Source organism: Blastopirellula marina, from assembly GCF_002967715.1.
GTDB lineage: Bacteria > Planctomycetota > Planctomycetia > Pirellulales > Pirellulaceae > Bremerella > Bremerella marina_B.
Map to the genome: position 1 here is coordinate 127,979 of NZ_PUIA01000094.1, position 12,615 is coordinate 140,593.

Sequence of the window (12,615 nt, forward strand, 5' to 3'; positions counted from 1 at the left end):
CATCCCCAACTCGGCCAACCCAGCAGACTGCCAGGAGTGATCTGTGGACCCTAATCATTTGCCTGTCGATGATTCGTCTGCCTATCACGATGCATTGGCCCAGTGCGTCGATCATTGGGGGTTGGTGCTCGAAAAGACGTCGCTGATTCGTGATGGGATCAATCACGTCTATGGCACCGAAACCCACGAAGGGGCACCGGTAATTGTGCGGATCTCGGATGGGGCCGTTCGTAGCGATGCGGAGCTATGGGCTGAACTACTGTGGCTGGCTCATCTGCGGAAAAACGGCTGCATGGTGACCCATCCGATTCCTTCCAAACGAGGCGAACTGCTCGAAACGATCGAGCACGACGACGCCGTGTTGCATGTGGCCTGCTTCGAGCGTTTCCCTGGCAAACACCTGCACAAAAACTCAATCGACGAGTGGAACGATCAGTTGCTGCTGGACCTGGGACGGCAGATTGGCCGCATCCATCGTCTCTCTGACGAGTTCCATCTGCCCTCTAACAAAGACCGCAAGCAGTGGTACGACGTCGAGGAAACGCACTTCCCCAATCCGCTGCTGCCGGCCTACAACGCCGACGTGGTCGATGTAATGAGAACCTTCATTAGGACCATTCGCCAACGGCCGACGCAGCCGCGACATTACGGTCTGGTGCATCGCGACATTCACGCAGGCAACTTTCTGGTCGATGCCGGCCGCATCGAGATCATCGACTTCGACCTCGGGTGCTATGGTTGGCGAACGATGGATTTCGCGACGCTGCTGTTTGCCCGGTACTACTTCCCCAGTATCAGCGTGCCGGATGCTTCGCCGAAGAAAGCCGGCGAGTGCCTGGGCCTGCTGGTGCGAGGGTACCGCGAAGAGTACACGGTTGACGACGACCAGTTGGAAACAGTCGCCGACATGGTGCTGATCCACAGCACGCTGAATTACGTGATCGTTCGCCCGGCGATCGAGCACTGGCAATTGGCCATTCAAAGCGAGACCTGCTCGGTGGCCGAGAGCATGGTATGGCTGGAAAACCTATGGCTCACCGGGCACCAGTTGGAAGTCGATCTGAGCCAGGTGTGATGGCACCCGGCTCACCCATCGGAATCAGGCAGGCCGCCGTGGGCGTTCATCGCGTTTTGCCCCGTGTAGGTATCAAAATAGTTTTCGATGCGGATGATTTTGCCCCGCTCGAACTTGGTGATATTCACAATCCATAGAGGATCGCCAGGGACACCGTTGACGGAGGTAGGCTCTTCGTACTTGGCGATCACCTCATTTCCGGCGAGCGAATATGTCGGCTTCATCACGCCGCGGGCGGGGCGTTTGATGATGGAAAAGAAACGGTCGAGCCACTCTTGCAGGCCTGCCAGTCCGTGAAACGTACCCGCAAACGGAATCCCCTGCTCGGCACCGGCACACCACAGGACAACGTCGTCGGCCAGGACATGTCCGCAATGCGAGAGCATCGCCTGTTCGTGCAGGTCATAGCTTTCGATAAACAGTTTGGCCGCCGCTAGAGGATCGGAAACGAGATCCTCGGGAAAGACCTGCGCCCCATCGTTACTAAGAGCTTCGGCCATGTCAGCGATCGCTTCGGGGCTTAAACTGTCAGAGCCCTCAGCTTTGCGAATCAAGCGTTCCGAGTAGCCACAGATCTTGGCGAAATCATCCTGCGTCCAGCCCCGACGCTCGCGAAGAAACTTAACAAACTCGCCCCGGACAGGATACGACCGACGCGTTGGGGGAAGTGCCCATCCCATACAACAACCCAAGCAGAGAGGTCGCCAGTTGGTGCGGAGAACCAGTAAACCCCGCGCTGCGTCACGCAACAAGCACGCCGCAAATGACTTAAGTCGCGATGCCCAAAGGCCGCCAAGGCCCCATTACTTCGCGAACCGATGTCTCACCAGCCGACGTCAGAAATCTTAATTTCCCAGAGCCAGCGTGCCAACTCCGTGCCGGTTAGATTTTCGTGATTGGCACGCGCGAGGCTCACGCTTGGCCAAGAGAAGCTCGGCCGTGATTACACGAGAAGTATTGGAGCAATTTATACTTTCGCACTTGGACGACATGCCTGCCCCTTTATCATTCAGGCGTATCCAGGGCCTGTACTTCAACACCCATCTTATCGTGTATGAACTGCATGGCCTCGATGGGAAGCGTCACGCGGATGCGCTCGCTGGGGCCAATCGTCACGTTACAGGCACTCCACGAGAACAAGCGAACGACGTGCCCCCCCGTCACTTCCGACCAAGGAAGGAACAAGGGCGGGTGCGCGACGCGAAACAAAAAGAAGACGGCCAGGTAGAGCCCGTCGTCGCAAACCCCCACGGTCAACACATTCTTATAGCCAATCCCGCTGAAGCTGCCACTGCGGAAATGGTAATACTCCCCCTCCGGCTTTTCTTCCGCCGGATACCGCCTGGCCAAATCCCGCCACCCACCGATCGCCGCAAAGGCAAACATGAGGGAACCGCCAATGGTTACGAACGCGATTGGGATGATGATGAAGATCACGGTAAGCTCCCGGATAGATTGAGCCTAGGGTTGAAACCCAGCATAACCGGCGGCGGTTGGCGGGCCAATTGCCATGTGGTTTTGGCAGGGTGCCATGCCCACGTCCACGTGAGCCTGTGGGTTCGTACAGGAAACGCGGTTGGATATAAGAAATCCACCCAATAACGTCGATTGACGATTCCTAGGATTTCTTGATTGCCGAAGCCATGCCCACGTGGACGTGGGCATGGCACCCGTGTTTCGCAGCGTTCATGCCAAATTGCATGCAACAAATCCGCCCCGCCACCGGTTATCCCCCACCCTCCCCTTCTGCTAAAACATAAGGAGCACCTCACCCCTCAAGATCTTCAGCCCACAGGGACCAAAACCATGTCACGCACTAAGAGCCATGAAGTTTTTGCTCGAGCCAAGCATTTGATGCCGGGTGGGGTGAATTCTCCGGCTCGGGCTTTTGGGGGTGTTGGGGGCGAGCCGATTGTGTTTGAGCGGGGCCAGGGGGCTTACCTCGTTGATGTCGATGGGAACCAGTACATCGACTATATCGGGTCGTGGGGGCCAATGATTCTGGGGCATTTGCACCCGGCAGTTCGCGAGGCCTTGCATGCGGCCGTGGATCAGGGGACCAGCTTCGGGGCCCCCACCGAGCGCGAGAACGGGCTGGCCGAACTGATCATCGAGCTGGTCCCTTCCGTCGAACAGGTTCGCCTGGTCAACAGCGGAACCGAGGCGACCATGAGCGCCATCCGCCTGGCGCGTGGTTTCACGGGGCGAAACAAGATTGTCAAGTTCGCCGGCAACTATCACGGTCACGTCGATAGCCTATTGGTGGCCGCTGGCAGCGCGGCGGCGACCCTCGGCGTGCCGAACTCGCCAGGCGTGACACCGGGGACCGCGCAGGACACGATTGTGCTACCTTATAACAACCTTGAAGCCCTCGACCAATTGTTCGCCGAGCACCCTGACGAGATCGCCGGCGTGATCTTCGAGCCGGTCGTTGGCAACATGGGCTGCGTCCCGCCGATGCCAGGCTTTCTGGAAAAAATCCGCGAGCACTGCGATCACTACGGCGCGGTGATGATCATGGACGAAGTGATGACCGGCTTCCGCGTCGCGATGGGTGGGGCTCAGCAGTTGTTCGGCATTAAGCCGGACCTGACGACGCTGGGTAAAATCGTCGGTGGCGGGCTACCGATCGGGGCCTATGGTGGGCGAGCCGATATCATGGGACACATCATGCCAGCCGGCGAAGTCTATCAGGCAGGCACGCTCAGCGGTAATCCGCTGGCAACCGCGGCGGGAATTGCGACGCTACAGACGCTGAAAGATACGAACCCGTATCCACAACTCGACTCGCACACCCAGCTACTGGAACAGGGCCTGACTGCCGCGGCTGCCGAAGCAGGCATTCCGACGGTCACCGGCCGCGTGGGCAGCATGCTGACCCTCTTTTTCCACAACGAGCCCGTCCGCAGCTGGGACGACGCCGCGAAGTGCGACACGGCCCGCTACGGGAAGTACTTCTGGGAAATGATCGAACGAGGGATCTACCTGCCGTGCAGCCAGTACGAAGCACTATTCGTTTCGGCCGCTCATTCCGACGCGGATATCGCGAAAACGATCGATGCCGCGAAGGATGCCATGTTGGCGATCAAGAAGTAAGTGGGACATAAGGGAGCTAGGCTTCGCTTTCCAGTTTTTCTTCGGCTGCGCTTTTGCGGTAGTAATTGGGGTTCAACGACCAGAAATCGTCGTAGCGTCCGGCCAGGAAATCGGTGATACCGACGCGGCCCACGGCTTCGGCGGTCGGGGCCCATTCGTTCTCGTCGACCACACGAACCCCTTCCGGTACCAGCGAAAGTTTGTTCTTCAGGCCGGGGCCGGTGATCGATTCGCCTGGGTTCAACGAGGCCATAAACTCTTTGTCATCCACGATTTGCGTCGATTGTACTTCGACATACTTCCCGGTGTCGTCCCGATCGCAGGCGGCATGGAAGAACTGCTTCCTCTGGGCGTCCATCACTACGTGCAGGCGCGAGACATTGTCGTCGCAGCGGTGAGCAATGGCCCTCAATGTATTCACCCCAACGGTCGTTGCACCGGCGACGTAAGCAATTGTCTTAGCGGTCATTACGCCAATCCGAAGCCCCGTAAAAGAACCGGGCCCCTGGGCAACGATCACCAGCTGCAGGTCGGTCGGCTTCCAGCCAGCCTCGTCGACCAGTTGCTGCATCAGCGGGGTGATAGCCTGGGTGGTGGGCAAGGTGGGGTCCAGCCACTGGGCGACTATCAGTTCGCTGCCCTGGAACAAGGCGAGCGAGCTTTGCCGGGTCGAGGTATCGATGGCGAGCGTTTTCAAATGGCGAATTCCTCTAACCGGGTAGGGACAGGGGCGATCGCGGATTACCATCAATAGAATGGATTGGCGACCAAAGGTTATTTTCGCCGATCTTACCTGATGTCGGTCAGGCAATCGAGTTGGCAGCTGGCCTGGGGCAATGGTGGGGGGGACTGCCAGCATTGTCTTTGGGTTATCTTGACCGCCGGACACCTGCCACCTAAATTTATATCCTATATCAGGTTGCGACGGCTTCCCTACTTACTGACCCCTGCCAGGGCAAAATACGAATGTTTTGCATTAGGGCAGTGGGATCGACTCCAGACCTTGAAAATCGGAAAGGTAGTCGGGCGTGAAACGTGCCCTCATCAGCGACATCCACGGTAACTTGGAAGCCTTGAACGCGGTCTTGGACGACATTCGCCAGCAAGGAATCAGCGAGATTTACTGCCTGGGCGATGTCATCGGCTACGGCCCCAACCCGGTCGAGTGCTTGGACATGGTTCGACGCAAGTGCGCCATGTGCCTGCTTGGCAACCATGACCAGGCTGCACTATTCGACCCGGAAGGATTCAACCCGGTCGCATTCCGCGCCATTCTGTGGACGCGCGATCAGATCGACAACTCGTCTGGCGGTGCTGCTGCCGTGAACGAGCGATGGGACTTCCTGGGTGAGCTTCCGCGAACGCACGTCGAGCCGAATCGGCTGTACGTGCATGGTTCGCCTCGTGATCCAACTAACGAATACGTCTTCCCGGAAGACGTTTACAACCAGCGGAAGATGGAGAACCTGTTCGAGCGCGTCGAGCAGTTCAGCTTCCAAGGTCATACGCACATCCCTGGCGTGTTTACGCCGAGCCTGGAGTTCTTCGGCCCCGACGAGTGCGATCACGAGTACCGATTTGGCGACGAGAAGGCATTGTTCAATGTCGGTAGCGTCGGCCAGCCGCGCGATGGTGATCCGCGGTCGTGCTATGTGATTCTTACGGACGAATCGATCGTCTTCCGCCGTGTGGAATACGACACCGAAGTCACGGCAAAGAAGATCTACGACACGCCTCAGTTAGACAACATGCTGGGTGACCGGCTGCGAGATGGTCGCTAACAACGCTGGACCTTCTCGCATGGCGAATCAGCATTCAGCAAGATCGAGACAACGATGAAAACTGCAGTTGTCAGCGACATACATGGCAACCTCGATGCCCTTCAGGCCGTTCTGAAAGATATTGAGTCGCAAAAAGTCGATCGCATTTTTTGCCTGGGGGATGTCGTAGGCTATGGCCCGAACCCGCGGGAATGCGTCGACATCGTTCGCACGTTCGATCTGTGCATCTTGGGCAACCACGATCAGGCTGCCCTGTTCGATCCGGAAGGTTTCAGCCACGGTGCCGAACAGGCCATCTTCTGGACGCGGAAGCAGCTGGAAAGTGGCGAAGACCAGGACTCAACCCTTAGCCGTTGGCACTTTTTGTGTGGCTTGCCACGGACGCATACCGAAGAGAACCGCTTGTTCGTGCATGGTTCGGCTCGAAATCCGCTGTGCGAGTACGTCTTCCCAGAAGACATCTACAATCCGAAGAAGCTCGAGAAGATTTTCGCGCTGGTTCCGAACGTATGCTTTCAAGGTCACACGCACGTTCCTGGCGTGTTTTACGAGTCGGCCCAGTTCATGAGCCCGACCGATTTCGAGAACAGCACGTACCACTTCAACGGCGACAAGGCGATGATCAACGTCGGCAGTGTCGGCCAGCCACGCGACGGTAACCCGCGTAGTTGTTACGTGATTGTGGACGAGAAGACGGTCCAGTTTCGCCGGGTCGAGTACTGCATCGACACAGTCGCCAACAAAATCCGCGGTATCGACGAGTTGGACGACTCTCAAGGCGAGCGTCTCTATGAGGGACACTAGCTCCCAACCGCTGGGTGAATCTCGAATTTCTTTTCGCGATATATTGCCTAACTCACCCGTTTTTCGGCAAATGTCGCGTATCTGCCGACGAAGAAGCCTTGTGGCGTTTCCAAGACCGCACTTAAAAGCGAGAATAGGGCGGATTGGTTGACACGCGGTACCTCGCTGGTAAGGGGAAAATCACCCTCTTAGGAAGCAGCTCGGACCAGCTATCATGACCACCCTGTCATTTTTGAATGATTCGGTAGATTCCTTTTTAGTTTTCATCGCAAGGACTTTCGCTCGTGGAACGGCGCCACATCACGTTCATCTTTCTTGCCGCATCGCTGCTGCTGACTTTCAACCTTCTGAGCAATATGAACAAGCCAGAGGAGAAGCCGGAAGATGCGCGAGAGGATCTGGTCGAAGTCGACACCGATGCCAATGCCCCCAAGATTGGCAAGCCCGGTGATGAAAACGATGCCCCTGTCGAAGCGGACAAGGTCACTTACGACCGCCAGTTCGCGACGCTAGGTTCGGTGAATCCCGAAGACGGATACCGCATGCTTGTGACGCTCGATTCGAAGGGAGCTTCGGTTCACCGCGTTGAACTGAGTAACCCCAACTATCAAAGCTACGAGCACGACGACGACGGTGGCTACCTTGGCCAGCTGGCCTTCGACGAGACCGACGGCCACGGCGTGAAGATCAATGTCATCGGTCCCGGCACGCCAGCGGCTCAGGCCGTCGCCAAAACCGAAGGGGTTGAAGCAGGGCTGAAGGTTGGCGATACGATCGTTTCGATCAATGATCAGGTCGTCACCGATATCAAGAGCTTTCAAGAGGTGATGCGCGGCACAAAGCCGCGTGGTGAGATTCAGGTCACCGTCGAACGCCCTGCTGCCGCCGAAGGGGAAGCCGCCAAGAAGATCGCCTTTACGGTCGCGCTTCGTAAACACCCGGTTGAGGTCATCAAGCCGGATGTTTCCAAAATCACCGGTCCTAACGGCCTGCCCCAGGAATTTGTGCACCCACCAGCCTATCTGACGACGCTCGCTCAGATTGGGTCGCTCACGGCACGCGAAGGCAATGCCCAGTACAAGAGCCTGGCCGAGATCAAAGGAATTCCTTCGCTGATCGATGGCAACTGGAAGACCACACAGGTTTCGGAAGACGAAGTTCATTTCGAGATGACATTGTTCCCCAGCGATCTGAAGCAACTGGGAGACAATCGCAAGCTGCGACTGGTGAAGAAATTCAAACTGCCCAAGGTCACCGAAGAGATGACCGACGCGGAAGGATTTCATATCGACTACGACCTGGAAATTCATAACGAGTCGGAAGATTCGCTCAGTGTCGCTTACAAACAACTCGGACCGACAGGCTTGCCCCTGGAAGGTTGGTGGTACGCCCACAAGATCAGCCACGGCTTCGGTACCGCTGGTATCCGCGACGTGACATGGGAATCGGAAGATGGGAGCGACTTCCGGTTGTTTACCGTTTACGACCTGGTGGAACGTGCCCAGAAGGAAGGTGCCGATCCGCAGACGCCCCTCTACAACTTAGACAGCAATGTCAAAACCAAGTTTGCTGGCGTCGACGCACAGTACTTCAATAGCTCGCTGATTCTGGATCACGAGAACAGCTCGACTTCAATCGACCTCGCCCAGGCAACCGGGGCTCCGATTGCCCCGATCGATGACTCGTACGAACCGAAAACGGACTGCACGTTTACGCTGCAAAGCCGAGCCTATCCGATCGCCGGCGGTCAAACGGTGAACCAGAAGTTCCGTATCTTCGCCGGTCCGAAAAAGACCGACGTGTTGAAGCATTACGGCCTGGGTAAGGTTGAGTATTACGGCTGGTTCAGCCCCGTCTCGTCGATTCTGCTAGTTGTGCTGCATGCGTTGTACTCGGTGCTGGGAAGCTACGGCCTGGCGATCATCGTGCTGACACTGATGGTGCGTGGTGCGATGCATCCGATTAGCCGCAAGCAGGCTAAGAACATGCAGATACAGCAGGCTCTGGCTCCTGAAATTAAGCGAATCAGCGACCAATACAAAGACGATCCCGAAGGCCGATTGAAGGCTCAACAGGATCTGTTCAAAAAGCACAACTTCAACCCGGTGGGCGGCTGCTTGATGATGTTCATCCAGTTGCCGATCTTCCTTGGTCTGTACCGCGCCCTGGCAGTCGACTTCCAACTGCGTCAAGCGCCGCTGATTCCTGGTATGTCGTGGGCCTCTAACCTGGCCGCTCCCGACCAACTGCTGTACTGGGGCGATTGGATGCCAGAGTTTATCACGCGTCCAACCGGCTTCCTCAGCTTGGGTCCGTACCTCAACATTTTGCCGCTGATCACGGTGGCGTTGTTCCTGGTGCAGCAGAAACTATTCATGCCGCCGCCGCAAGACGAACAACAAGCGATGCAGCAGCGGATCATGACCATCATGATGATCTTCATGGGTGTCATGTTCTTCAAAGTCCCCTCGGGGCTATGTATCTACTTCATCACCTCCAGCATCTGGGGCATCGTCGAACGAAAGCTGCTTCCTAAACCGAAGAACATCCCTGTGGTGATCGAGGCCAAGAAGGAAGAGATCAAGCAGCCGAAAGTCCGCCAGACGAAGAAGAAAAAGTAGCGACTTGCGTTGCGCTGCCAAGCTATGGACCTGGAACAAACGATCGTCGCGATTTCGTCCGCGCCGGGCATCGGTGGCAGGTCGATTATTCGCCTGAGCGGAGCCAACGCGGTCTGCTTGGCACTCAGCGTAACGACCAAGCCAGACGCGGCGACATTCACCACATCGCAAGTCATCCCCTTGGAGATTTGCCTGCCAGGTGAGCGTAGACTGCTGGCCGACTTTTGGATCTGGCCCACCTCGCGCAGCTACACAAAACAGCCGCAGGTCGAAATCCATCTTCCCGGCAGCCGTGCACTCGCCGACCTGGTTCTGCTGGACTTGCGTCGCGCTGGTGCTCGTTTGGCTCAACCAGGCGAGTTCACTATGCGGGCCTTTCTGGCCGGCCGGCTTGATCTTACCCAGGCTGAAGCGGTGCTCGGCGTGATCGACGCCCACGGCGAGCAGCGATTTCAATCGGCACTGCGGCAACTCTCTGGCGGACTTTCCGGCCCGCTGCAAAACGCACGCAATGACTTGATCGAACTGTTGGCACTACTGGAAGCGGGACTCGACTTCGTCGAAGAAGACATCGAGTTCATCGAGATGGAAGAGCTTCAGCGACGCGTCACCGAAATCTACGACTCGCTTGCGCAGCTTCGCGATCAGATACGAACGCGGTCGACCAACCAGGCGCTACCCAAGGTCGTCCTGCTTGGTCTGCCCAATGCCGGCAAGAGCAGCCTGTTCAATGCGATCGCTGGCTCGGACGAGGCGATTACCTCCCCCATCTCAGGGACCACACGTGACTTCATTACCCGCGATGTGTGCTGCGAGAACATCGACGTTCAATTGGTCGATACGGCTGGGCACGAAGCGGTCGAGGACGGCGACGTCATCCGAAAATTTATGGCCGATCAAACCCGATTCGCCACCGAGGATTGCGACATCGGCATTCTCTGCGTCGATGCAGAAGCTGGGATGTCGGCACAAGACCGCGAACTTAGCCAACGAATTCCAGCCGATCAGTTGCTCATCGTCGCCACCAAGTGCGACACTCCGGAATCAGGCTGTCCGCCATTTGCCGCGTATGCGACCAGCGCCAAGACAGGCAGCGGCGTGGCATCACTGCAACAAGCCATTGCCAATAAGCTTAGGGAAATGGAACTAACGGAAGATACCTTGGTTCCCAGCTCGGCAGTCCGCTGCCTGGGGGCGATTGAACAAACGCTGGGTGCGCTAACCACCTGCTTGGAGGGCATCGCGGGATATCACTCCGAGGAATTGATCGCTTCTGAGATCCGTTACGCTATAGGACAGCTTTCTGAGGTGGTGGGTGCTGTCTATACGGATGACATACTCGACGTGATCTTCTCCCGATTTTGTATTGGAAAATAGTCTGATTATCTTGTATTTTTGTGCCGGGTTTGATTGCATAAAGCTTATCTAATCGCTAAGTTGACAACTTAGGCGGCACACGAGGGGTCTACACTGAGCGTGCGGTCACGGCCGATTTGTCGCCACATCCTGCCACCTTAGTTCCTTTCCAGCCTTTCCTTTTTCGCCAATTACCGCTTCTTCGGTCTTGCCCGCTTTGTATTTCTTTCTTGAGCACAAGGCCCGCCGGAAGCAATGGTTTTGCAAATCCACGAGGAGATAAGTACATGCGTTCGAATCAGAATCGTCGTAACTTCATGAAGCTGACGGCTGCGGCCGGTGCCGGCTTCTGGGCTGCCGGTGGTGTGCAGGCCCAAGAGACGAAATCCCCCAACGAAAAGATCAACTTCGCCAGCATCGGTATCGGCGGTAAAGGTTCGAGCGACTCGAATGACGCTGGCCGCGCCGGCAACATGGTGGCCATCGTTGACATCGACCGAGAACGCCTGGAACAAGCGGGTGCTCGCTTCCCCGACGCGAAGCAATACACCGACTACCGCGCGATGCTGACCGAAATGGGCGACAAGATCGACGCCGTTACCGTCAGTACCCCAGACCACTCGCACGCTCCAGCTTCGGCCATGGCCATGAAGATGGGCAAGCATTGCTTCACGCAGAAGCCGTTGACCCACAGCATCTGGGAAGCACGTCGCCTGGGCGAAATCGCCAAGGAAAATAAGGTCGTTACTCAGATGGGTAACCAAGGTACGGCTGAACGTGGCGTTCGTCGTGCTGCTGAAATCATCCAAGGTGGCGGCATCGGCGATGTGAAGGAAGTTCACGTCTGGACCAACCGTCCAGTTTGGCCACAAGGTGTCGCGAAGCCAGAACCACAGCCAATTCCAGAATCTCTGGATTGGGAAATGTTCATCGGCCCAGCTCCTTACCGCGAATATGCCGACGCTTATCACCCATTCAAGTGGCGTGGCTGGTGGGACTTCGGTACCGGTGCTCTGGGTGACATGGCCTGCCATACGTTCAACATGGCCTTCATGGCATTGAACCTGCGTGACCCAGTCTCGGTTGAAGCCGAATCGTCCGGTCACAACGGCCAAACTTATCCAAAGTGGTCGGTGATCAAGTTCGAGTTCCCAGAACTCAACGGTCGTGCTCCGGTCACCATGTACTGGTACGACGGCGGCAAGCTGCCATCGCCAGAACTGACCAAGGACCTGCCACTGGACGGTGGCAAGCTGTCCAGCAGCGGTAGCCTGCTGCTTGGTTCGGCCGGCAAGATCTACTCGCCAAACGATTACGGTGCCAAGTTCCACTTGCTGCCAGAAGAAAAGTACAAGGACTACGAAGGTCCCGCTGAATCGATTCCGCGTTCGCCGGGTCACTTCAAGGAATTCGTCGACGGTATCAAGGGTGGTCCTGAGCCTATGTCGAACTTCCCGAACTACGCCGGTCCGCTGTCGGAAACCATCCTGCTGGGTAACCTGTCGGTTTGGACCACCGGTGAATCGGGCAAGGGTAAGGTCATCGAATGGGATGCTAAGAACCTGGAAGCCAAGAACGCTCCGGAAGTCGCCGAGATCATCAAGCCGAAGTACCGCGAAGGTTGGGCTGACCTGATCTAATTCCGCTATTTGCGGAATGATTGTTGCAACGATTAAATGCGGAGCCGTCCCCCGGATGGCTCCGCTTTCATTTTTCCTACCCTAAGAATCTGGCGAATCGTTTGCGGGATTTGTCCCACTTCTTATATGATTGGTCTGTGCACACCTCAGTGGAATCATGCGCCGTAAGTTGGTGACTTCCCTCTGAGTAAGGTCGCCTGCGATCGGTGATGCGATCTAGCCCGCAATTGTCCTCCCGAGTT

10 protein-coding genes are annotated in these 12,615 nt (G+C 56.8%); 7 read left to right on the forward strand and 3 right to left on the reverse strand.

All coding sequences use genetic code 11. From position 1 onward, the window contains the following. Positions 1-43: 43 nt before the first annotated feature. On the forward strand, positions 44-1,075 hold the full coding sequence (locus C5Y96_RS26450; RefSeq protein WP_105359655.1) for a phosphotransferase enzyme family protein: 1,032 nt from the start codon (positions 44-46) through the stop codon (positions 1,073-1,075). An 11-nt stretch (positions 1,076-1,086) separates the two neighbouring features. Here C5Y96_RS26450 and C5Y96_RS26455 read toward each other — a convergent pair whose 3' ends face one another. Continuing rightward, the gene (locus tag C5Y96_RS26455; RefSeq protein ID WP_105359658.1) at positions 1,087-1,755 is read right to left on the reverse strand and encodes a helix-turn-helix domain-containing protein; all 669 of its coding nucleotides are present in this window, start codon (positions 1,753-1,755) and stop codon (positions 1,087-1,089) included. Between the two features lie 325 nt (positions 1,756-2,080). Further along, entirely contained in the window at positions 2,081-2,512 is a 432-nt protein-coding gene (locus C5Y96_RS26460; RefSeq protein WP_105359661.1) for a hypothetical protein, read from the reverse strand. 369 nt (positions 2,513-2,881) lie between these two features. Here C5Y96_RS26460 and hemL point away from each other — a divergent pair, with 369 nt between their 5' ends. Further along, on the forward strand, positions 2,882-4,171 hold the full coding sequence (gene hemL, locus C5Y96_RS26465) for a glutamate-1-semialdehyde 2,1-aminomutase (RefSeq protein ID WP_105359663.1): 1,290 nt from the start codon (positions 2,882-2,884) through the stop codon (positions 4,169-4,171). A gap of 16 nt (positions 4,172-4,187) precedes the next feature. Here the strand turns inward: hemL and tsaB are convergent, their stop codons facing one another. Further along, on the reverse strand, positions 4,188-4,868 hold the full coding sequence (tsaB, locus tag C5Y96_RS26470; protein WP_158261441.1) for a tRNA (adenosine(37)-N6)-threonylcarbamoyltransferase complex dimerization subunit type 1 TsaB: 681 nt from the start codon (positions 4,866-4,868) through the stop codon (positions 4,188-4,190). Between the two features lie 331 nt (positions 4,869-5,199). Between tsaB and C5Y96_RS26475 the strand changes: the two genes are divergently transcribed. The 5 genes from C5Y96_RS26475 to C5Y96_RS26495 all read left to right on the forward strand — a co-directional run bounded on the left by C5Y96_RS26475 (position 5,200) and on the right by C5Y96_RS26495 (position 12,373). Then, on the forward strand, positions 5,200-5,952 hold the full coding sequence (locus tag C5Y96_RS26475) for a metallophosphoesterase family protein (protein WP_105359667.1): 753 nt from the start codon (positions 5,200-5,202) through the stop codon (positions 5,950-5,952). 54 nt (positions 5,953-6,006) lie between these two features. Continuing rightward, positions 6,007-6,756, forward strand: coding sequence for a metallophosphoesterase family protein (locus C5Y96_RS26480; RefSeq protein WP_105359668.1), 750 nt, complete (start codon positions 6,007-6,009; stop codon positions 6,754-6,756). 284 nt (positions 6,757-7,040) lie between these two features. Further along, the gene (locus tag C5Y96_RS26485; protein WP_105359669.1) at positions 7,041-9,377 is read left to right on the forward strand and encodes a YidC/Oxa1 family insertase periplasmic-domain containing protein; all 2,337 of its coding nucleotides are present in this window, start codon (positions 7,041-7,043) and stop codon (positions 9,375-9,377) included. 24 nt (positions 9,378-9,401) lie between these two features. Continuing rightward, a complete protein-coding gene (locus C5Y96_RS26490) occupies positions 9,402-10,754 on the forward strand; it encodes a tRNA modification GTPase (RefSeq protein WP_105359670.1) in 1,353 nt (450 codons plus the stop codon). Between the two features lie 266 nt (positions 10,755-11,020). Then, on the forward strand, positions 11,021-12,373 hold the full coding sequence (locus C5Y96_RS26495) for a Gfo/Idh/MocA family protein (protein WP_105359672.1): 1,353 nt from the start codon (positions 11,021-11,023) through the stop codon (positions 12,371-12,373). The last annotated feature ends 242 nt before the right edge of the window (positions 12,374-12,615 follow it).